The organism is Streptomyces sp. NPDC049887 (assembly GCF_040656535.1).
Classification (GTDB): domain Bacteria; phylum Actinomycetota; class Actinomycetes; order Streptomycetales; family Streptomycetaceae; genus Streptomyces.
This window is the reverse complement of the sequence record NZ_JBFAMM010000017.1, coordinates 108,314-128,899: the sequence shown is the minus strand read 5'-3', so window position 1 is coordinate 128,899 and position 20,586 is coordinate 108,314. Positions and strand designations below refer to the sequence as shown.

At 71.1% G+C, this 20,586-nt stretch carries 24 protein-coding genes; 15 read left to right on the top strand and 9 right to left on the bottom strand.

Features of this window, described 5'->3' with window-relative positions; all coding sequences use genetic code 11:
• Positions 1-6: 6 nt before the first annotated feature.
• The 3 genes from AB0J10_RS21445 to AB0J10_RS21435 form a co-directional block, all read right to left on the bottom strand.
• A complete protein-coding gene (locus AB0J10_RS21445) occupies positions 7-747 on the bottom strand; it encodes a Mut7-C RNAse domain-containing protein (RefSeq protein WP_363063851.1) in 741 nt (246 codons plus the stop codon).
• A gap of 292 nt (positions 748-1,039) precedes the next feature.
• Positions 1,040-1,564, bottom strand: a complete 525-nt coding sequence (locus AB0J10_RS21440) for a GNAT family N-acetyltransferase (protein ID WP_363063849.1) — start codon at positions 1,562-1,564, stop codon at positions 1,040-1,042.
• 74 nt (positions 1,565-1,638) lie between these two features.
• Positions 1,639-2,610 carry a helix-turn-helix domain-containing protein gene (locus tag AB0J10_RS21435; protein WP_363063847.1) on the bottom strand — a complete coding sequence of 324 codons (972 nt, stop codon included), beginning with the start codon at positions 2,608-2,610 and terminating at the stop codon, positions 1,639-1,641.
• Positions 2,611-2,672: 62 nt separating this feature from the next.
• On the opposite strand from AB0J10_RS21435, the gene AB0J10_RS21430 reads away from it, so the two are divergent.
• A complete protein-coding gene (locus tag AB0J10_RS21430) occupies positions 2,673-3,242 on the top strand; it encodes a TIGR03086 family metal-binding protein (RefSeq protein WP_363063845.1) in 570 nt (189 codons plus the stop codon).
• On the opposite strand, the gene AB0J10_RS21425 is transcribed toward AB0J10_RS21430, so the two are convergent.
• From AB0J10_RS21425 to AB0J10_RS21415, 3 genes are all read right to left on the bottom strand, one after another.
• Positions 3,163-3,567, bottom strand: coding sequence for a hypothetical protein (locus AB0J10_RS21425; RefSeq protein WP_363063843.1), 405 nt, complete (start codon positions 3,565-3,567; stop codon positions 3,163-3,165). The two genes, AB0J10_RS21430 and AB0J10_RS21425, sit on opposite strands and share 80 nt — an antisense overlap.
• 700 nt (positions 3,568-4,267) lie before the next feature.
• Entirely contained in the window at positions 4,268-4,423 is a 156-nt protein-coding gene (locus AB0J10_RS21420) for a hypothetical protein (protein WP_363063841.1), read from the bottom strand.
• Between the two features lie 215 nt (positions 4,424-4,638).
• Entirely contained in the window at positions 4,639-5,202 is a 564-nt protein-coding gene (locus tag AB0J10_RS21415; RefSeq protein WP_138053771.1) for a hypothetical protein, read from the bottom strand.
• A 126-nt stretch (positions 5,203-5,328) separates the two neighbouring features.
• Between AB0J10_RS21415 and hemL the strand changes: the two genes are divergently transcribed.
• The 8 genes from hemL (at position 5,329) to AB0J10_RS21375 (ending at position 13,645) form a co-directional block, all read left to right on the top strand.
• A complete protein-coding gene (gene hemL / locus AB0J10_RS21410; protein ID WP_363063839.1) occupies positions 5,329-6,645 on the top strand; it encodes a glutamate-1-semialdehyde 2,1-aminomutase in 1,317 nt (438 codons plus the stop codon).
• Entirely contained in the window at positions 6,642-7,334 is a 693-nt protein-coding gene (locus AB0J10_RS21405) for a histidine phosphatase family protein (protein WP_363063837.1), read from the top strand. Before hemL ends, AB0J10_RS21405 begins: the two co-directional genes overlap by 4 nt.
• A 116-nt stretch (positions 7,335-7,450) precedes the next feature.
• The gene (locus AB0J10_RS21400) at positions 7,451-8,698 is read left to right on the top strand and encodes a hypothetical protein (protein ID WP_363063835.1); all 1,248 of its coding nucleotides are present in this window, start codon (positions 7,451-7,453) and stop codon (positions 8,696-8,698) included.
• A gap of 128 nt (positions 8,699-8,826) precedes the next feature.
• Positions 8,827-9,429, top strand: a complete 603-nt coding sequence (locus AB0J10_RS21395) for a TlpA disulfide reductase family protein (RefSeq protein ID WP_363063833.1) — start codon at positions 8,827-8,829, stop codon at positions 9,427-9,429.
• Positions 9,430-9,431: 2 nt separating this feature from the next.
• Positions 9,432-10,172: a cytochrome c biogenesis CcdA family protein gene (locus tag AB0J10_RS21390; RefSeq protein WP_363063831.1), complete on the top strand. Its 741-nt coding sequence runs from the start codon at positions 9,432-9,434 to the stop codon at positions 10,170-10,172.
• 3 nt (positions 10,173-10,175) lie between these two features.
• Positions 10,176-11,939 (top strand): cytochrome c biogenesis protein ResB, encoded by a 1,764-nt coding sequence (locus tag AB0J10_RS21385; protein WP_363063829.1) that lies wholly within the window; start codon positions 10,176-10,178, stop codon positions 11,937-11,939.
• Positions 11,936-13,015, top strand: coding sequence for a c-type cytochrome biogenesis protein CcsB (ccsB, locus tag AB0J10_RS21380; RefSeq protein WP_363063827.1), 1,080 nt, complete (start codon positions 11,936-11,938; stop codon positions 13,013-13,015). The genes AB0J10_RS21385 and ccsB overlap by 4 nt, the downstream gene beginning before the upstream one ends.
• Positions 13,016-13,114: 99 nt before the next feature.
• Complete coding sequence (locus AB0J10_RS21375) at positions 13,115-13,645, top strand: SRPBCC domain-containing protein (protein WP_363063825.1); 531 nt, start codon at positions 13,115-13,117, stop codon at positions 13,643-13,645.
• Between the two features lie 31 nt (positions 13,646-13,676).
• On the opposite strand, the gene AB0J10_RS21370 is transcribed toward AB0J10_RS21375, so the two are convergent.
• On the bottom strand, positions 13,677-14,132 hold the full coding sequence (locus tag AB0J10_RS21370) for a nucleoside deaminase (RefSeq protein ID WP_363063823.1): 456 nt from the start codon (positions 14,130-14,132) through the stop codon (positions 13,677-13,679).
• A 19-nt stretch (positions 14,133-14,151) separates the two neighbouring features.
• Entirely contained in the window at positions 14,152-14,463 is a 312-nt protein-coding gene (locus AB0J10_RS21365) for a PLD nuclease N-terminal domain-containing protein (RefSeq protein ID WP_363063921.1), read from the bottom strand.
• Between the two features lie 100 nt (positions 14,464-14,563).
• On the opposite strand from AB0J10_RS21365, the gene AB0J10_RS21360 reads away from it, so the two are divergent.
• From AB0J10_RS21360 to AB0J10_RS21350, 3 genes are all read left to right on the top strand, one after another.
• Positions 14,564-16,015 (top strand): menaquinone biosynthesis decarboxylase, encoded by a 1,452-nt coding sequence (locus AB0J10_RS21360; RefSeq protein WP_363063821.1) that lies wholly within the window; start codon positions 14,564-14,566, stop codon positions 16,013-16,015.
• On the top strand, positions 16,012-16,914 hold the full coding sequence (gene mqnP, locus AB0J10_RS21355; protein WP_363063819.1) for a menaquinone biosynthesis prenyltransferase MqnP: 903 nt from the start codon (positions 16,012-16,014) through the stop codon (positions 16,912-16,914). Before AB0J10_RS21360 ends, mqnP begins: the two co-directional genes overlap by 4 nt.
• A 147-nt stretch (positions 16,915-17,061) precedes the next feature.
• Positions 17,062-17,265, top strand: a complete 204-nt coding sequence (locus AB0J10_RS21350; protein ID WP_363063817.1) for a hypothetical protein — start codon at positions 17,062-17,064, stop codon at positions 17,263-17,265.
• 45 nt (positions 17,266-17,310) lie between these two features.
• On the opposite strand, the gene AB0J10_RS21345 is transcribed toward AB0J10_RS21350, so the two are convergent.
• On the bottom strand, positions 17,311-17,910 hold the full coding sequence (locus tag AB0J10_RS21345; protein WP_363063815.1) for a rhomboid family intramembrane serine protease: 600 nt from the start codon (positions 17,908-17,910) through the stop codon (positions 17,311-17,313).
• Between the two features lie 92 nt (positions 17,911-18,002).
• Here AB0J10_RS21345 and AB0J10_RS21340 point away from each other — a divergent pair, with 92 nt between their 5' ends.
• The 3 genes from AB0J10_RS21340 (at position 18,003) to mqnE (ending at position 20,538) form a co-directional block, all read left to right on the top strand.
• Positions 18,003-18,668: a UbiX family flavin prenyltransferase gene (locus AB0J10_RS21340; protein ID WP_363063813.1), complete on the top strand. Its 666-nt coding sequence runs from the start codon at positions 18,003-18,005 to the stop codon at positions 18,666-18,668.
• A gap of 155 nt (positions 18,669-18,823) precedes the next feature.
• Positions 18,824-19,279 carry an Lrp/AsnC family transcriptional regulator gene (locus AB0J10_RS21335; protein ID WP_138053755.1) on the top strand — a complete coding sequence of 152 codons (456 nt, stop codon included), beginning with the start codon at positions 18,824-18,826 and terminating at the stop codon, positions 19,277-19,279.
• A 95-nt stretch (positions 19,280-19,374) separates the two neighbouring features.
• Positions 19,375-20,538, top strand: a complete 1,164-nt coding sequence (mqnE, locus tag AB0J10_RS21330; protein WP_269728971.1) for an aminofutalosine synthase MqnE — start codon at positions 19,375-19,377, stop codon at positions 20,536-20,538.
• Positions 20,539-20,586: the final 48 nt, after the last annotated feature.

Below are 20,586 nucleotides of genomic sequence, written 5' to 3'. Positions count from 1 at the left end.
TGGCGGTCACGACCGGGTGATCGGGCCGCCGAACTCGCGCAGCGCGCCCTCGACGATGGCCTCCAGCCGGGCGTGGTGGGCGCCGCGCCAGTAGACCCGCTCACAGGCCGTGCACTGCGCGAAAACGTCGTACGAACGCTGCGTGCCCTGCTCCAACTGGTGCTCCACCGCGGCCTTGTCCGTGTCCGCGAGACGGCCGTTGCAGGCCGTGCAGCGGGTCCACGGCTCGAGAGCGGGTGCGAATCGTTGCAGTACGTCGCGAAGCTGGTCGTCGGGGCGGTCGCTGTAGACGTACGCCCCGGCCCAGAGTTCGCGGCGGCGCAGCAGCCCCCGGTCCCGGGACAGCATCACGCGCCGCTCGTGCGCCGAGAGGTCGGCCAGCGCGGCGTCACCGATGTCCTCGCTCTCGTACGCGGCGTCGACGCCCAGGAGCCGTAGCCGCCGGGCGAGGGTCCCCAGGTGGACGTCCAGCAGGAACCGGAGGGGGGCGCCGGGGACCCGCTGCGGGCGTTCGACGCCCAGGACCCGGACGTGCTCGCCCTCGGCGGGGACGTACGAGGTCTCCACACTGCTTCCGTCCACCAGCAGCCGCCCGGCCTCGGTGAGCGGGACCCCGAGCGACTCGACCACGTGCCCCAGACTCGACGAGCCGTCCGTGACGAGGGGGGTCCGCCCGTCCCGGCGCTTCGCCGGGACGAAGAGCCGCAGCTCCGGGGCGAAGCTGATGTGGATCTCCGGTCCGTTCACGCCGCCAGCATGCCATCGGGCGGACGGCCCCAGCCAGCGGTTTCCACCGGCTCGGCGGCTTCCGGCGCCGCCGCACCGGAGTCTTCCCCGGATGCCTGGCCCGACTTGGTGCCCGGCCGCCGCGCCGCCCGGCCGCGCGAAGCCCCGCGTCGGACCGAACCTCTTCCCACCCACCCCCGAGGTCCGGCCCGTGCCCTGACCGCACACCGGCTCGGGACGCGTCGCCGCTCGTGGAACGGTCGCCGCCTGCCCCGGACCCGACCCGCCCCGCCCGGATTCCGCGCCCGCCCCGCTACGACCCGCCGAGGTCGAGACACCAGTCGTTGCAGCGCAGCGGTGTGCCCGGCGGGTACTCGAAGTCGCACTCCCCGATCAGGGAGAAGCCCGCCTTGCGGCACACCGCGTTCGACGGAGCGTTGTCGACGGACGGGAAGGCGTGCAGACGGCGGTGCCTGTGCGCCGCGCGGGCCTCCGCCGCGACGGCCGGCGTCGCCGCCGTCGCGATCCCCCGCCCCTGGAAGCCGGGAAGGACGCTCCAGCCCGTCTCGTAGACCTCGCCGCCGCGCCAGGTCCTCTCCCAGAACCCGATCGATCCGACGGGCTCTCCGCCGGCCGTCAGCACCACGCGGTACATCCGCCCCGCCCCGGACCGGCCCGCGCTCAGGGCCACATAGCGCCGGTGCCGCTCAGCCAGCCTGCCCTCCGGCTCGGGTCCCCCGAGGTGCTCCGTCAACTCCGGCGCGTTCAGGGCCCGGAGCAGCTCGAAGTCGCCCTCCGACCAGGGCTCGATCCGCACAACCGATGTCGTGTCGTCCATGCCCCGCACGGTAGGCCCACGGACCGACAGCGCCCGGAACGCGCCCCACCCGGCCGGCGACGCCCGGAGCCGGTTCAGCGAGGAGTTCTCGTCGCCGCGTACGCCGTGGGCGGGACACCGACCGTCGCGGTGAAGTCGCGTACCAGGTGGGCCTGGTCGCTGTAGCCGAGCTCGGCCGCGAGGGCGGACCAGTCCGGCTCGGTGCCCCGGGAACGCGCGCCGGCCGCACCCGCACCCCCGCCCGGCACGACGGTGTGTCCTGGACCCGCCTCGGCCGGGCCGTCCGCCTCGGCCCGCTCGAGCGCCTCGTGGATGCGGTAGCGCAGGATGACCCACTTGGGCCCGACACCGACGCAGGCCGCGAACAGCCGTTGCAGGGTACGCGCCGTCACCCCTTCCGCCGCGGCGAGTTGGCCGACCCGGCGGATCGTGCGGTCGGTGCGCACCCGCTCGACCAGGGCCATCGCGTGGTCAGCCTGCGGATCCGCCGCCGGCCGCAGGGCGAGGAGGAAGGCGTCGAGGGCGGCCACCCTCGCGTCCTCCTCCTCCGGGAGGACGACGGCCGCGGGGTCCACCGACGGCGCCGCCCCAGCGGGCCCGCCGGCGGTCGGGTTGAAGACGTCCACCGCGGGGACCCGGCGGCCCGTCCACGCCGACACCGGTCTCCCGGGCGCGAAGGGACGGAACCCGCCGGGCCGGAACTGCACACCGCAGACCCGTCCGCGACCCCGCAGCTCCTGGGTGAAGAGTCCGAGACCGATGCCGGCGACCTCGGCCCACGGTTCCTCGCCGCCGTGCCGCTGGAAGACGGCGTTCACCGACGGATGGGGCACGACGTGCGTGACGTAGGGCTCGGGCAGGTCCCAGTCGACGAGCCAGTAGTGCTCCAGGTACCGGCGCAGGGGAGGGGCCGGTTCACGGCGCCGGAACCGTACGCGTGCGAACAGCTCCCGGGCGTCCACGATCCCCCGGGTGTCGTGCCGCGGTCCCGGTCCACCGGCCTCGCGCGCCCCGCCCTTCCCCGCGGGCCCGCTCCTGCTCGCCAAGGCGCGATCCTATGTCGCGTTCGTTCAAGACGCCCGGGGTCCGGTGCCGCCACCGTTGCGGCATGAAGACCATCAGCGAACTGCTCGCCGCGACCGCCGAACGCGCGCTTCCCGTGGTGCGTGGGGTGACCGGGGACGCACTCACCGCTCCGACCCCCTGTCCCGAGTACGACGTGCGCGCCCTGATCAACCACCTGCTCCAGGTCGTGGTCAACTTCCAGGCGCTGGCGGCCGGACAGGACGCCGATTTCTCCGCGACACCGGACCGCACGGCGGAGGGGGACTGGCGCGAGACCTTCGCCGACGAGTGCGCGCGCCTGGTCGAGGCGTGGGCCGAGCCCGGTGCGGAGGAGGGCACCACGGGTGCGCTCGGCCTTCCCGCGAGGAGTGTGGGGCACATGGTGCTGGCCGACCTGACCGTGCACGCGTGGGACCTGGCGCGTGCGACCGGACAGGAGTACGCACCGGATCCCGAGGTGGTCGCGGAACTCGGTCCGGCCGTCCAGGAGATGGCGCCGCGGGCGCGCCGGTACGGCGCGTTCGGGGAGGCGGTCAGTGCTCCGGCGGACGCGTCACCGTTCGAGCGGGTGCTGGCCGTGACGGGCCGTGATCCGCGGTGGGGTCCGCGCTGACCCGGCCGGTGCCGGCGCCGCTGCTCGGGTCGGCGCCGGTGCCGCCTTCCGCTCCGGTGCACGTGCCGTCGTACAGCCAGGCCAGCCTCGTGTAGGCGTCGTCGACGATCTCCTCGGCGGCGGCGAGCATCTCCCGCTCCGCCAGACGCGCTCCGGCGTGTGCGCGCGGGTGCTCGTAGGCGTAGACGTACGAGCACACGCCCGGATACAGGTGACGCGGCGTCACCGCGCGCCTGCGGCGCCGCCACCAGCTGTCGCACACCGCGTAGACACCGCTCGCGCAGAGCGTCAGCGGGATGCACAGGGCCAGCAGGACGTCACCCACGCCGGACCTCCTCGGGCTCGGGGGACTCGTGTCATGTCTCAGGACCGCCACGGCACGTCGCAGCGACGCGCGGCGGTCGCAGTCCGGACATCGGCAGCCGGGGCGCCCGGCTGGAGTTGGTTCACCGCCCAAAAGGATGTCCGGTAACGACACGTGCACGCCACGAAGGACGCCGGGAACGCAGGCTCGCCGCAGGGCCGCACCGGACTTTCGAAGTCTGCTTCCGCTGCCGGCCCGACGACGGCCTCCCGGCCTCCAGCTGTCCCGCACCGGGCCGGGGAAATCCGGGCCGGTGCTCGTGCGGCTGGGGGACACGGGCGCCCGGCCGTCGAGCCCTCGCACATCCGCCGTCGTTCACATGCGACTTCCCGTTCGAGAGGCCGGCCGGGGAAGGTCCATCCCCTGCCCGCCCGGGAGCCCGCGTTGTCCATGATCCGCACCCTCGGCCGCGCGGTGCGCCGCGCCTACCGCCGCGGGGTCGACCTCAGCCGTCCGGCCCGATCACCCCTCGGCAGTGCCGTCGTCGACTGCGTGGGCTACGCGTACGGGGTGCGGCAGGCCGGGAGCTGTCCGGCCGCGGAGGCGTTGCGCCGGGTCCGCAAGGAGAACGGCGCCGACTCCGCCGCCAACGGTTTCGTCTGGATCGGTCTGCACGAGCCCTCCCGCGAGGAGTTCGAGGAACTCGCCGGACTGTTCGAGCTCACCCGCTCACGGTCGAGGACGCCGTCGACGCGCACAGCAGGGCGAAGGTCGTGCCGTACGACGGCACCGTGCTCGTGGTCTTCAGGACGGCCGGATACGCCGAGTCGACCTCCGCCACCCTGGTGGTGGAGACGGGCGGGATCACGGTGATCACCGGACGGACTTCGTGGTCACCGTCCGGTACGGCCGCGACGGCTCACGTGATCCACCGGGGCTTCCGCCGCAACGGCTGGCTCCTGAGCCGCGACGGGGTCCACCACTGTGCGGACGGGGCCAGGCGAGGTGCGCCCGCCGGCCGCGTTCGGCCCTGGACGGCGCCCCGCCTCGGGAGCCCTCGCGATCCCCGCCCGACCCCTGCGAAACCCCAGGTCAGGGCCACACCAGGCAGTACGGCTGATGCCCCGCCTCGTGCAGCCGGTGCGAGAAGTCCTGCCACTCGTGCAGCAGCTGGTAGACGTTGAACGCGTCCCGCGGGCCGCCGCGGTCGGGGACGGTGGACCAGATGAACGCGGCCGCGCCCACCGACTCCTCGCCGATGTCACGCAGCGGGTCGACGACCGTCATGGGGAGTTTCACCACGGCGTAATCGGGGTGGAGGACCACCAGCTCGAGCGGAGGGACCTTGTGCAGGGGCATGCCCTGGATGCCCGTGAGGACCATCGCGGCTATCGTCTCGGGCTTGATCTTGGTGAACATCCCGCCCATGCCGAGCTCGTCACCGCCCAGCTCCTCCGGGCGCATCGAGATCGGCACTCGGGCGGCCGTCGCGCCGTCGGGCGCGCCGAAGTACTTGTAGGTCACCCCCATACCGCGGCCACCCCTGTTCTCCACGGGCTCGGGCGCGCCCGCCTCGTGCCTCCGGTGCCTCCCACGCCGGGCAGGCTCGGGACCCAGGTCGTCAGTCCCCTCGCCCAGTCCGCCACCGCGATGCATATCTCCACCCGACTGCTTTTAGGACGCACGGCCCCCGCCGCGCAACCCGATCATCGTGACAGTGACCTCCCCCACGGACGTGTGGTGAAACACCTGTCCGCAAGAACGTCGCGTGCCTCTGACACCATGGATTCCGTGAGCTTTCCCTATGACGCCCCAGTTTCGCAGACGCTTTTCGACCGCGCGTCCCTCGTGACGCCCGGCGGCGTGAACTCTCCCGTCCGGGCCTTCCGCGCCGTGGGCGGTACACCCCGGTTCATGGTGTCCGGCACCGGCCCGTACCTGACGGACGCGGACGGCCGTGAGTACGTGGACCTCGTGTGCTCCTGGGGCCCGATGATCCTCGGCCACGCCCACCCAGAGGTCACCGCGGCCGTGCAGCAGGCCGTCGCGCGCGGTACCTCGTTCGGCACGCCCGGTGAGGGCGAGGTCGCGCTCGCCGAGGAGATCGTGGCCCGGGTGGGCCCGGTCGAGCAGGTGAGACTGGTCTCGTCCGGCACCGAGGCCACCATGTCGGCGATCCGGCTGGCGCGCGGGTTCACCGGGCGCGCCAAGGTGATCAAGTTCGCCGGGTGCTACCACGGGCACGTGGACGCGCTGCTGGCGGCGGCCGGCTCGGGGGTCGCGACCTTCGGGCTGCCGGACACCCCGGGTGTCACGGGAGCGCAGGCCGGCGACACGATCGTGCTGCCGTACAACGATCCGGACGCGGTCCGCGCCGCCTTCCGGGCGCACCCGGGCGAGATCGCCTGTGTGATCACGGAGGCGTCGCCGGGCAACATGGGCGTCGTCCCGCCGCTGCCCGGCTTCAACCAGGGCCTCAAGGACGCCTGTGCCGAGAACGGGGCGCTGTTCATCTCCGACGAGGTCATGACCGGCTTCCGCACGTCGAAGGCCGGCTGGTACGGCGTCGACGGTGTCGCGCCGGACCTGATGACCTTCGGCAAGGTCATGGGCGGTGGCTTCCCGGCGGCGGCGTTCGGCGGCCGCGCCGACGTCATGGGGCACCTCGCCCCGGCCGGGCCGGTCTACCAGGCGGGCACCCTCTCCGGGAACCCGGTCGCGACCGCCGCCGGTCTCGCCCAGCTGCGACTGCTGGACGACGCCGCGTACGAGAGGGTCGACGCGGTCTCCGCCGCCGTCCGGGGCCTGGTCACGGACGCGCTGGCCAAGGAGGGCGTCGCCCACCGGCTCCAGACGGCGAGCAACATGTTCTCGGTGTTCTTCAGCGACGGCGAGGTACGGGACTACGAGGACGCGAAGCGCCAGGAAGCATTCCGCTTCAACGCCTTCTTCCACTCGATGCTCTCCCAAGGGGTCTACCTTCCGCCGTCCGCCTTCGAGTCCTGGTTCGTGTCGGCCGCCCACGACGACGCCGCCGTCGAGCGCATCGCCGCCGCGCTGCCCGCCGCCGCCCGTGCCGCCGCGGAGGCCACGGCATGACCGGCACGGGGATGAATACGGAAAGGACCGTCGTCCATCTCATCCGGCACGGCGAAGTGGACAACCCGGACGGCGTTCTCTACGGGCGCCGCCCCGGCTACCACCTCTCCGAGCTGGGCCGGCGCATGGCGGACCGCGTCGCCGAGCACCTCGCCGACCGTGACGTCACCCATGTGGCGGCCTCTCCGCTGGAGCGGGCGCAGGAGACGGCGGCGCCGGTGGCCAAGTCGCACGGGCTGACCCTGGACACCGACGAGCGGCTGATCGAGGCGGCGAACGTCTTCGAGGGCAAGACCTTCGGGGTCGGCGACGGCGCGCTGCGCAAGCCGGGCAACTGGCGGCACCTGACCAATCCGTTCCGGCCGTCCTGGGGCGAGCCGTACGTGGACCAGGTGGTGCGGATGATGGGCGCGCTCGGTTCCGCCCGGGACGCCGCACGCGGCCACGAGGCGGTCCTGGTGAGCCACCAGCTGCCGATCTGGATCGTCCGAAGCTATGTGGAGCAGCGCCGGCTCTGGCACGACCCGCGCCGGCGGCAGTGCACCCTGGCGTCGCTGACGACCTTCACGTTCCAGGGCGACGGGATCGTCTCGGTCGCGTATTCGGAACCCGCGCGGGATCTCGTTCCGGCGCATCTTCTCGCAGGTGCCAAACCGGTCAAGGGAAAATCGAAAGCGTTTGGCGCATAGCTGTCTGGCCGTTCTGCACACTCCGTGCTAAATCCCGGGAACCTTCGCGTTCCGCACGCCATCTCTCTCCATGCGAGTACGTGCGGGGACGCGACAGGGAAGCGGGGACGGTCGGCATGCGCAACATCACCCGAAGGAGCCTGCTGGGAGCGGGACTTGGTGCCGCCGCGGCTCTCGGTGCCGCGGGCTGCGGCGGTGGTCCGGGCGGCGGGGGAAAGCGGCGGGACGGCGGTGACGCGGGCGGGGGCGGCGGCAGCGCGCCCGGTCCCGGAAACGAGCCGGTGCGTCTCATAGGCGACGGCTCGACAGCCGACACGGGAAAGCAGCCGAAGCAGCCCGAGGCCCCGGTTCCGCTCGAACCGGGGCAGACCCCGCCGCAATTCGTGATCTTCTCCTGGGACGGCGCGGGGGAGGTCGGCAACGGGCTCTTCCCGCGTTTCCTGGAACTCGCCAGGAACCACGACGCGGCGATGACGTTCTTCCTCTCCGGGATCTATCTGCTCCCCGAGTCCAGGAAATCGCTCTACCGTCCGCCGAACAATCCGGTCGGCGCCTCCGACATCGGTTATCTCACCGAAGCGCACATCAAGGACACCCTGAAGTACGTGCGGCAGGCGTGGCTCGAGGGCCACGAGTTGGGCACCCACTTCAACGGGCACTTCTGCGGTGGATCGGGTTCCGTGGGCAATTGGACACCGGCCCAGTGGGAGAACGAGATCGACCAGGCCGTGTCCTTCGTCACCGAGTGGAAGAGCAACAGCGGCTGGAAGGACCTCGAGCCGCTCCCCTTCGACTACCGCAAGGAACTCGTGGGCGGCCGCACCCCCTGCCTGCTCGGCCAGGACAATCTCCTGCCGACCGCGAAGAAGCTGGGCTGGCGCTACGACGCGAGCTCCCCCGGCGGGCGCCAGACGTGGCCCGGGAAGCGAGGCGGGGTCTGGGACCTGCCGCTGCAGGCCGTGCCGTTCCCCGGCCACTCCTTCGAGGTGCTCTCGATGGACTACAACATCCTCGCCAACCAGTCGAGGAATTCGACCAACGGCATGCCGTCCCGTTACGCGGGCTGGCGCAGGCAGGCCACCGACGCCTACCTCAGCGGATTCCGGCGGGCCCACGAGTCCAATCGCGCCCCGTTCTTCATCGGCAACCACTTCGAGCAGTGGAACGGCGGCATATACATGGACGCCGTCGAGGAGGCCCTGAAGTCCATGGCCGGAAAGAAGGACGTGCGGCTCGTGTCGTTCCGGCAGTTCTGCGACTGGCTGGACGTGCAGGACCCGAAGATCCTCACGAAACTCCGCTCCCTCGAGGTCGGACAGTCCCCTGCGGGCGGCTGGAACGCCTTCCTCAAGGGCGCCGCGTAGCCGGCACGTCGGAAAGCGGCGGAGAGTTCCCGGTGCGCCGTACGCCTTTAACCACCATTGACAAGGGGCGTTACGGGCAGCCAGGGGGGCGGCCAAGATCCCCGGAACCCTCATGCGAAACTTTTCACATGACGTCTGCCCGTGCCCCTCGACGCACTCTGCTCGCCGTCGGCGCGCTCGCCGCCGCGCTCACGCTGTCGGCCTGCACCGGCGATGCCAACGGCAGGTCCGGAGGCGGCGGTGACACCAACTTCGTCACCGACACGGGCGGGATCTCCACCGCCCCCAAGGGCAAGCGCGTGGCGGCCCCCCGGCTGTCCGGCAAGGACCTCACGGGCAAGCCGCTCGATCTGGCCGACTACAAGGGCAAGGTCGTCGTGCTGAACCTGTGGGGCTCGTGGTGCGCGCCCTGCCGCGCCGAGGCGCCCTATCTGACCAAGATCTCCAACGAGTCCCGGAGCGAGGGCGTCGAGTTCGTCGGGATCAACACCCGCGACCCGCAGACCGGCCCGGCGCTCGCCTTCGAGAAGGACTACGAGGTCGGGTACCCGAGCTTCCACGACCCCATCGGCAAGCTGATCCTCAAGTTCCCCAAGGGCAGCCTCAACCCGCAGGCGATCCCGAGCACGATCGTCATCGACCGTGAGGGGAAGATCGCGGCCCGCGCCCTGACGGCACTGGACGACAAGCAGCTCCGCTCCATGATCGACCCCGTGGTCGCGGAGAAGTAGGGATGCAGAACGAGACGGTCCTGAGCGGCGCCCTGCTGCTCGCACTCCCCGTCGCCGTCCTGGCGGGCCTGGTGTCCTTCTTCTCCCCCTGCGTGCTGCCGCTGGTCCCGGGCTACCTGTCGTACGTGACCGGCGTCACCGGTTCCGATCTGGCGGAGGCCCGCAGGGGACGGATGGCCTCCGGGGCCGCGCTCTTCGTGCTCGGTTTCTCCGCCGTCTTCGTCTCCGGAGGGGCCCTCTTCGGCTTCTTCGGCTGGACCCTCCAGGAGCACCGCGAGGTCCTCACCACGGCCCTCGGCGTCATGATGATCGTGATGGGCGCGTTCTTCATGGGCCTGATGCCCTTCCTCACCCAGCGGGAGTTCCGCTTCCACAAGCGACCCGCGACGGGTCTCGTGGGCGCGCCGGTTCTCGGCGCACTGTTCGGCATCGGCTGGACGCCGTGCATCGGCCCGACCCTCTCCTCGGTGACGCTCCTCTCCGCCCAGCAGGGCAGCGCCGGCCGGGGGGCGCTGCTGACCGCCGCGTACTGTCTCGGTCTCGGACTGCCGTTCGTGCTCGCGGCCGTCGCCTTCCGCAAGGCCCTCGGTGCGTTCGGCTGGGTCAAGCGGCACTACGCCTGGGTGATGCGGATCGGCGGCGGCATGATGATCGGGACCGGCGTCCTGCTGCTGACGGGCGCGTGGGACATCCTCGTGCAGGAGATGCAGAGCTGGTCCAGTGGCTTCCAGGTGGGAATCTGATCGATGAGCAAGACCGACACGACGACGGAGAACACCGACGCCGCACGGGCCGCCCGGGAGGCCGGTGACCTCGGCAGGGCGGGCGAGCAGCTATCCACGGCTCCGCAGGAGCGGGCAGTGCCGGGCTCCTTCGGCGGACGCCGCGCGCCGGGCCCCGCGGGCGCGCTCGCCTGGGGCGTCCGCGAGACGACCGGCTGGATCCGCTGGTTCTGGCGCCAGCTGACCTCCATGCGGGTGGCGCTGATCCTGCTCTTCCTGCTCTCGCTCGGCGCGATCCCCGGTTCCCTCATCCCGCAGAACAGCGTGGACGAGGTGAAGGTCCGCACCTGGAAGACGAACAACGAGTTCTGGACGCCGGTCTTCGAGAAGCTCCAGCTCTTCGACGTCTACAGCTCGGTGTGGTTCTCCGCGATCTACATCCTGCTGTTCGTCTCGCTGATCGGCTGCATCGTCCCCAGGACCTGGCAGTTCGCCGGCCAGCTGCGCGGCCGTCCGCCCGGTGCGCCCAAGCGACTCACCCGGCTGCCCGTGTACACCACGTGGCGCACCGAGGCCGAGCCCGAGACGGTCCGCGAGGCCGCGCTCGCACTGCTTCGGAAGCGGCGGTTCCGGGCCCATGCCGCGGGGGACGCGGTGGCCTCCGAGAAGGGCTACCTCCGTGAGGTCGGCAACCTCCTCTTCCACGTCGCCCTGATCGTGATGCTCGTGGCCTTCGCCGCCGGGCAGCTCTTCAAGTCCGAGGGCGGCAAGCTGATCGTCGAGGGCGACGGCTTCGCGAACACCCTCACCCAGTACGACGACTTCAAGTCCGGGCCGCTGTTCGACATCGAGGACCTGGCCCCGTTCAGCTTCACCCTGGACCAGTTCACGGGCACGTACGAGCCCAGCGGTCCCCAGAAGGGCACGGCCCGCACCTACGAGGCCGCGGTCACCTACGCCAAGGGCGCCGAGGGCGAGGAGAAGAAGGCCGTCGTCCGGGTCAACGAGCCCCTGGAGATCGACGGCTCCAGGGTCTATCTGCTCGCCCACGGCTACGCGCCCGTCGTCACCGTCCGCGACGGCAAGGGCCAGGTCGTCCACAAGGCCGCCGTGCCGCTGCTGCCGATCGACAACAACGTCAGCTCCACCGGCGTCGTCAAGGTGCTGGACGGCTACCGGAACAAGGACGGCGAGAAGGAACAGCTCGGCTTCCCGGCGTTCTTCGTGCCCACCTACGCAGGCAAGGGCCACGGCCAGATGTTCTCCCAGTTCCCGGCCCTGGTCTTCCCCGCTCTCAACCTCAGCGCGTACCACGGCAGTCTGGGCGTCGACTCCGGCGTCCCGCAGAACGTGTACCAGCTGGACACCCGCAAGATGAAGCCCTTCAAGGACGCCGAGGGCGAGGTGTTCAAGCAGACCCTGCTGCCCGGCGAGACGATGAAGCTGCCCGGCGGCGCCGGCTCGATCACCTTCGAGAAGGAGATCAAGGAGTGGGCGAGCTTCCAGATCTCCCAGCAGCCGGGCAACGGACTCGCCCTCGCCGGTGCCGTCGCCGCGATCACCGGACTCGTCGGCTCGCTGTTCATCCAGCGCCGCCGCGTGTGGGTACGCGCCGTGCGCGGTGCGGACGGCGTCACCGTCGTCGAGATGGCGGGACTGGGGCGGAGCGAATCCGCCCGGCTCCCCGAGGAGCTGGCCGACCTGGCCGCGTCGCTCAACGCCGAGGCGCCGACCGCGCCCGATCCCGAACCTGCCGAAGCTGTTCCCTCCGAAGGGGCTGAGAAGTGAATCTCGCCGCCGCCAACAACGAGAGCCTCGCCGAGTTCAGCAATGTGCTGATCTACTCGGCCATGGCCGTGTACACCCTGGCCTTCCTCGCGCACATCGCCGAGTGGACGTTCGGCAGCCGCAGCAAGGTCGCTCGCACCGCCGCCGCCCTCACGGCGGACGGCGCGTCCGCCGCGCCGAGGGTCAGGGTCGCCCGCAAGGGCGGTGGGACGGCCGTCCTGGAGCGTCCCCAGGTCGTCACCCGTTCCTCGACGGGTGCCCGGGACGTCCCCGACGGCCCCGGCGCGGCCGGCGGCGACCAGCAGGGCGACATGTACGGCCGGATCGCGGTCTCGCTGACCGCCCTCGCCTTCCTGGTCGAGGCCGCGGGGGTCGTCACCCGCGCCGTCTCCGTGCAGCGCGCCCCCTGGGGCAACATGTACGAGTTCTCCACCACCTTCTCCACGGTGGCGGTAGGCGCGTACCTCGGCTTCCTCCTGGCCAGGAAGAACGTGCGCTGGATCGGCCTGCCGCTGGTCACCACGGTCCTGCTGGACCTGGGCATCGCGGTCACCTGGCTGTACACCGAGAGCGACCAGCTCGTCCCGGCCCTGCACTCGTACTGGCTGTGGATCCACGTCTCCACCGCGATCTTCTGCGGTGCGGTCTTCTACCTGGGCGCGGTCGCCACCCTGCTGTACCTCTTCCGGGACTCCTACGAGAACAAGCTCGCGACCGGCGGCAGCCCCGGCTCCTTCGCCCGCTCGGTGCTGGAGCGCCTGCCGGCCGCCGCGTCCCTGGACAAGTTCGCGTACCGCATCAACGCGGCGGTCTTCCCGCTGTGGACGTTCACGATCATCGCCGGAGCGATCTGGGCGGGTGACGCGTGGGGCCGCTACTGGGGCTGGGACGCCAAGGAGGTCTGGTCCTTCATCACCTGGGTGGCGTACGCCGCGTATCTGCACGCCCGCGCCACGGCCGGCTGGAAGGGCCGCAAGGCCGCGTACATCGCGCTGATCGCCTTCGCCTGCTTCCTCTTCAACTACTACGGCGTCAACCTCTTCGTGAACAGCCTCCACGGCTACGCGGGGGTCTGAGTCGCCGTGCCGGTGCCGGGTGCCCCGGGGGAGGCACGCCGGCGTCCGAGTGGGCGAGACACGGTCGCGGACCGGACCCGCGCGGGCGACGCTGGTGCCATGACGGAAGCGATCCCCTACGGCACCAGCGAGACCCGGGCCGGCGACGACGGCCCGGTCCACGTGCTGCACTTCGTGCTGCATCTGCCGCACCCGGTGGTGCGGGTCTGGGCGGCCGTGGCGACCCCCGAGGGCCTGCCGGAGTGGCTGGCCGCCGCCGACCTGCTGGAACCCCGGCTGGACGGCGCGGTGACGCTCCGTTGGCTGAACGCGGAGGAGAGCGTCGACGGGGCCGTGGTCTCCGGGCGGGTCACGGCCTGGGACCGGGAGGCGGTCGCCGAGTACACCGTCGCGACCCACGGCCGCATCCGCTTCCACATGGAGCCGGCCCCCGCCGACTCGCTCGCCACCGTGCTGCGCTTCACCAACGAGTTCTCCGGCCCGGACGGGCGGCGCCTCGACAACCTGGCCGGCTGGCACCAGCACTTCGAGTACCTGTCCGACGCGCTCGACGGCCGGCCCGCGGACTGGTCCGCCTGGACGCCGGAGCGCTTCGAGCAGCTCCGCGCGGAGTACGACGCACGCTCCTGACCTGCGGGCACGGGACCGCGCCTGCGGGGGATCAGCCGTCGTCGCCGATGTCCTCGTGCCACAGGTCCGGACGGCCGCCGACGAACTCCCGCATCAGCGCGATGCACGCGGGATCGTCCAGGACCACGACCTCCACGCCGTGCGCCGCCAGCCAGCCGTGGGCGCCGTGGAAGGTCTCCGCCTCGCCCACCACGACACGGGAGATGCCGAACTGGCGGACCAGCCCGGCGCAGTACCAGCAAGGGGAGAGGGTGGTCACCATCGTCGTCCCCCGGTAGGACCGCCGGCGCCCCGCGGCGCGGAACGCGTCCGTCTCGGCGTGCACGGAGGGATCGCCGTCCTGGACCCGGCGGTTGCGTCCCCGGCCCAGCAGCGAGCCGTCCGCCCCGTACAGCGCGGCGCCGATCGGGATGCCGCCCTCCGCGAGGCCGCTGCGTGCCTCCTCCAAGGCGGTGGACAGCCACCGCCGTGCCAGATCCCGGTCCACGGTCCCGGTCCTCCCGTCGTCAGGACGTGCCCGGGTCCTCGTCGCGCTTCGGATCCCTCGCCCGGTCGCCGGGCTGCCCGGGGCCGCCCTCGTCGTCGAGGGACTTCAGGAACTCGGGATTGTCGTCGGGCGCCACCCAGCCGCCGCGCCGAGCCGGACGGGGCGTGCCGCGGTCCTTTCCGGCGATCAGCCAGGAGATCGAACCCACGAGCGGGAAGAGCAGCACGAGGATCGCCCAGAGGGGCTTGGGGATGTGCCTGATGTCCTTCTCGTCAGTGGAGATGCAGTCGATGAAGGCGTAGATGCTGAGCGCCAGCGGCACCAAGAACATCAGCACCCGAAGCATTGGCGGCCCCCTGCGTGCGGAGAACGGGGCCGTGGAACGGCCCCCGTGACGAGTCCAGCGTAGCGAGTGGCCGATACTGGACGGCATGGCTTACGACGATCTTCGCTCGCTGCTCCGGGCGCTGGAGCGCGAGGGCGACCTCAAGCGCATCAAGGCCGAAGTCGACCCGTACCTGGAGATCGGGGAGATCGTCGACCGGGTCCAGAAGTCCGGCGGGCCCGCGCTGCTCTTCGAGAACGTGCGCGGCTCGTCCATGCCGCTCGCCATGAACGTGTACGGCACCGACCGCCGGCTGCTGAAGGCGCTGGGGCTGAAGTCGTACGACGAGATCAGCACGAAGATCGGCGGGTTGCTGAAGCCGGAGCTGCCGCACGGCTTCGTCGGCGTGCGCGAGGCGTTCGGCAAGCTGGGGGCGATGACGCACGTGCCGCCGAAGAAGGTGAAGGACGCTCCGGTGCAGGAGGTCGTCCTGCGCGGCGACGAGGTCGATCTGGACCGGCTGCCCGCGCTGTTCACCTGGCCCGACGACGGCGGCTCCTTCTTCAACCTGGGCCTCACCCACACCAAGGACCCGGACACCGGGGTGCGCAACCTCGGCCTCTACCGGCTTCAGCGCCACGACAAGCGCACCATCGGCATGCACTGGCAGATCCACAAGGACAGCCGCAACCACTACCAGGTGGCAGCGCGGCGCGGTGAGAAGCTGCCGGTCGCCATCGCGTTCGGCTGTCCGCCCGCCGTGACGTACGCCTCGACGGCGCCGCTCCCCGGGGACATCGACGAGTACCTGTTCGCGGGCTTCGTCCAGGGCAAGCGGATCGAGATGGTCGACTGCAAGACCGTGCCGCTCCAGGTGCCCGCGCAGGCGGAGGTCGTCCTGGAGGGCTGGCTGGAGCCGGGGAAGATGCTTCCCGAGGGGCCGTTCGGGGACCACACCGGCTTCTACACGCCCCAGGAGGACTTCCCGGCGCTGACGATCGACTGCGTCACGATGCGCAGGCGCCCCCTGCTCCAGTCGATCGTGGTGGGACGGCCCCCGACGGAGGACGGCCCGCTCGGCCGGGCGACGGAACGCTTCTTCCTCCCACTGCTCAAGATCATCGTGCCGGACATCGTGGACTACCACCTGCCGGAGTCGGGCGGCTTCCACAACTGCGCGATCGTCTCGATCGACAAGAAGTACCCCAAGCACGCCCAGAAGGTGATGCACGCCGTCTGGGGGGCGCACATGATGTCGCTGACCAAGCTGATCGTCGTCGTGGACGCCGACTGCGACGTCCACGACCTGCACGAGGTGTCGTGGCGGGCGCTGGGCAACACCGACTACGCCCGCGACCTGACGGTCGTCGAGGGGCCCGTGGACCACCTCGACCACTCCTCCTACCAGCAGTTCTGGGGCGGCAAGGCGGGGATCGACGCGACGCGGAAGTGGCCCGAGGAGGGCTACACCCGGGACGGCGGCTGGCCGGAGATGGTGCTCTCCGATCCGGACACGGCCGCGCTGGTCGACCGCCGGTGGAAGGAGTACGGCCTGTGAGCGCGTCGGCGGCGGCCGTACCGGGTCCCGGCCGGACCAAGGCGTTCCTGCGGCTGGTGATGATCGAGCACTCGGTGTTCGCGCTGCCGTTCGCGTACATCGCCGCGCTCACCGCGATGTTCGAGAACGGCGGGAGCGTCGACTGGGTGACGCTGCTGCTCGTCACCGTCGCCATGGTCGGCCTGCGGACGTTCGCCATGGCCTGCAACCGGATCATCGACCGGGAGATCGATGCCCGCAACCCGCGGACGGCCGGGCGCGAACTGGTGACCGGAGCGGTGTCGGTGCGGTCCGCCTGGACCGGGGCGGGCATCGCCGTCGTGGTCTTCCTCGGCGCCGCCGCCCTGCTCAATCCCCTGTGCCTGGCGCTCGCGCCGGTCGCGGTCGTCCCCATGGTGGTCTATCCGTACGGGAAGCGCTTCACGAACTATCCGCACGCGATCCTCGGGCTCGCCCAGGCCATGGGGCCCGTCGGCGCATGGATCGCGGTGACCGGGGCCTGGTCGTGGGACGCGGTGATCCTCGGGCTTGCCGTCGGGGTGTGGATCGGGGGCTTCGACCTGATCTTCGCCTGCCAGGACGTGCAGGCCGACCGTGCCCACGGCGTGAAGTCGGTCCCGGCCCGCTTCGGCATCCCGGCGGCCCTGTGGGGCGCCCGGGCCTGCCACGTCGTGACGATGGCCCTCTTCGTCTGGTACGCCCTCGCCACCGGCGCCGGGCTCTTCCTCTGGCTGGGCCTGGTGATCGTCGCGGTCGCGTTCGTCTACGAGCACACGATCGTGACGCCGCACGACCTGTCCCGGCTGAACCGGGCGTTCTTCACCGTCAACGGCTTCATCGGAATTGCCCTGTTCGTGTGCGCCCTGATCGATCTGGGCGTTCGGGGCCTCACCCCGTAGCTGCCGTGCGGCCCACCATCGAGTGCATGGACAGGGAGGCCGATGTGACCGCCACCTTCTCGGAGATCGACCGTCTGCACTCGCAGCTCAGCCGGCTCGAGGGCATGTTCCCGGGGCTACCGGACGGAGATCGAGGGTGCCGTCGTGATGGGTCCCGTCAAGCCGCACCACCACTACCTGGTCTTCGACCCCTGCAAGGGTCACTGCCTCACCCCCTGGAATCCCGGCCCGGACGGCTGTCTCGGCCGGGACACGCTCCCGTACGGCAAGACGGTGGTCGCGGAGACGGGCACCGGAAAGCTCACGCTGGACACGGGAGCACTCCCCGTGGACCCCGCCGCACGGGCCTGAGCGCGCCGCAGCCCCAGCCCGTGCCCGGACCCGGGCGGGGTCTCGTCAGGCCGTGATCGCGGTCGGCCTGCGGCGGCGGAACACGAAGGCCGCCACCACGCCCGCCACCAGTCCGATGAGGTGCCCCTGCCAGCTGACGCCCGTGTTGGCGGGGGAGAGGCCCAGCAGGATCGAGCTGCCCCATATCGCGCCGACGAGCAGTCCGACGCCGATGTCCAGCGGCCGCCGGTCCACGAAACCGCGGACCAGCAGATAGCCGAAGAGGCCGAAGACGAGGCCGGACGCGCCCGCAGTGTTCGAGCCCGGCGGCGATATCAGCCAGACGCCGATGCCGTCGGCGACGATGATCAGCGCGGCGACGGCCAGGAACCGGCGGACGCCGCCGAGCGCGGCGAGAAAGCCGAAGACCAGCAGCGGGACCGTGTTCGACGCGAGATGGCCGAAGCCGAAGTGGAGGAAGGACGCAGGGACGACGTCCGCCAGCTCAGCGGGCTCGCGCGGTGTGATCCCGTACGTGTCGAGGCTGTGGCCCGTGGCGTGGTCGGCCACCTCCAGCGCCCACAGCAGCGCCACCCAGGCAAGCATCAGCTTGCCGGCCGCCTTCACCCGGTCGGTCCGGCTCGGCTCGAGCGAGGCTGTCGACATCGTGGCCCCCTGTGATTCCCGCGTCTCTCCCCGGAAACGTCCGGGGCACCTGACTCAGTTCCGCCACCCGGTGGCCGGATAGGCTCAATCCCATGAACGACGCCAACCGCACCCCGTGGGTCGTCGGGGTCTCCGGGGCGTCCGGGACCCCCTACGCCGCAGCCGTACTCCGCGGGCTGCTCGACGCCGGTGAGAGCGTCGACCTGGTGGTGTCGCGGGCCTCGCGGCTCACCCTGCTCGACGAGACGGGGATCGCGTTCCGGGACGCGCACTGGCAGGACGATCTGCGCACCTGGCTGGAGCGCGGCGCGGACGGCAAGCCCGGGACCTTCCGGGTGGACGTGAGCGGTGTGCGCCACTGGGCGGCCGGCGACCTGGCCGCCGGACCGTCCTCGGGGTCGTACCCGGTGAAGGGCATGCTGATCGTGCCGGCGTCCACCGCCTGCGTCGCCGGCGTGGCGCTCGGGTTGTCCAAGGACCTGCTCCAGCGGGCGGCGAGCGTCACCCTCAAGGAGCGCCGGAAGCTCGTGGTGGCCGTGCGGGAGACGCCGCTGGGCGGCCAGACCCTGCGGCACCTGGTGGCGCTGGACGAGGCGGGCGCGGTGGTCCTGCCGGCCTCCCCCGCCTTCTACGCGGGAGCGACGCACATCCAGGACCTGGTGGACTTCGTGGCGGGGCGGGCGCTGGACGCGTCGGGCGTCGCGCACGGCCTGTACCGCCGGTGGGAAGGAGACCTGGGGGGCTCCAGGGCCGACTAGCCGACCGGCGGCGACGGGGCCGGGCGGCCGCGTGACCGGCCGTACTCGTCCTCGATCGTTCGGATACGCATGGGCAGCGCGGGGTGTTCACCCTGCATGCCTTGGATTTCACACGTAAAATTGCGGTAGCGATGAATAATGGAAGGCTCAGGCATATGGACGCCGTGGATAGGCAGCTCATCCAGGCCCTGCGCGAGAACGGCAGGGCCTCGTACGCCGAGCTCGGCCGACTCGTGGGACTCTCCGGTCCCTCCGTCACCGACCGCATCAACCGCCTGGAGGCCGCAGGCGTCATCACCGGCTACCGGGCGACGGTCGACGCCGCCTCGCTCGGTCTCGGCGTCACCGCGCTGATCGGGATCTCCCTCTCCGACGCCGCGGACCACGAGGACGTGGCGCACCGGCTGCGCGACCTGGCGGAGATCGAGGACTGCTGGTTCATCGCGGGCGACGACTCGTACATGCTCAAGGTCCGTGCCAGCGACGTCGACGGTCTGGAGAAGACGATCCGCCGGCTGTCGGGGACGAAGGGCGTGTCGCGGACGCGTACCACCATCGTGCTGTCCACGAAGTGGGAGAACCGGGTCGGGGACCTGCCCGAGGAGGTCTAGGCGTAACGTGGGTGGGGCCTCCGGCGACCCCGGAGGCGCTCCCGGGAAAAGGCCCCGGGACAAGCGCAGTACGAGGACATCTGGGAGGCGGCCGCATGGACGCGGGGCTCAAGCGCGAGCTGGAGGAGAAGGTCCGGGCCGGCGAGCGGCTGAGCCGCGAGGACGGCATCGCCCTGTACGAGTCGGACGACCTCGCCTGGCTGGGCGGACTCGCGCACGAGGTCCGTACGCGCAAGAACGGTGACGTGGTCCACTTCAACGTCAACCGCCACCTCAACATGACGAACGTCTGCACCGCGTCGTGCGCGTACTGCTCGTTCCAGCGCAAGCCGGGCGAGAAGGACGCGTACACGATGCGCATCGAGGAGGCCGTCCGCCTCGCCAAGGCGATGGAGAGCGAGAACCTCACCGAGCTGCACATCGTCAACGGGCTCCACCCGAACCTCCCCTGGCGCTACTACCCCCGGTCGCTGCGCGAACTGAAGCAGGCGCTGCCGAACGTCTCACTGAAGGCCTTCACCGCGACCGAGATCCACCACTTCGAGACCATCTCGGGGCTGACCGCCTCGGAGATCCTGGACGAACTCATCGACGCCGGGCTGGAGTCACTGACCGGCGGTGGCGCCGAGATCTTCGACTGGGAGGTCCGTCAGCACATCGTGGACCACCGCACCCACTGGGAGGACTGGTCCCGGATCCACCGACTCGCGCACGAGAAGGGCCTGAAGACCCCGTCCACGATGCTGTACGGGCACATCGAGGAGCCCCGCCACCGCGTGGACCACGTCCTTCGGCTGCGTGAACTGCAGGACGAGACCGGCGGCTTCCAGGTCTTCATCCCGCTGCGGTACCAGCACGACTTCGTCGACATGAAGGACGGCAAGGTCCGCAACCGGCTGCAGGCGCGGACGACGATGGCGACGGGCGCCGAGGCGCTGAAGACGTTCGCGGTCTCCCGGCTGCTCTTCGACAACGTCCCGCACGTCAAGGTCTTCTGGGTGATGCACGGAGTGCAGACCGCGCAACTGGCGCTGCAGCACGGTGCGGACGACATGGACGGCTCGGTCGTCGAGTACAAGATCACTCACGACGCGGACAACTACGGCACCCCGAACAAGCTGACGCGCGACGACCTGCTGGAACTCATCCGTGACGCGGGCTTCCGCCCGGTCGAGCGGAACACCCGCTACGAGGTCATCCGCGAGTACCCCGGCCCCGACGGCGACCGCCGCGAGTCGCCGCAGCCCATGCGCGTCTGACGCGCCCGGCCCCGCACGGGGCCTGAGCCGAGGCCGTTGCGCCCCGGT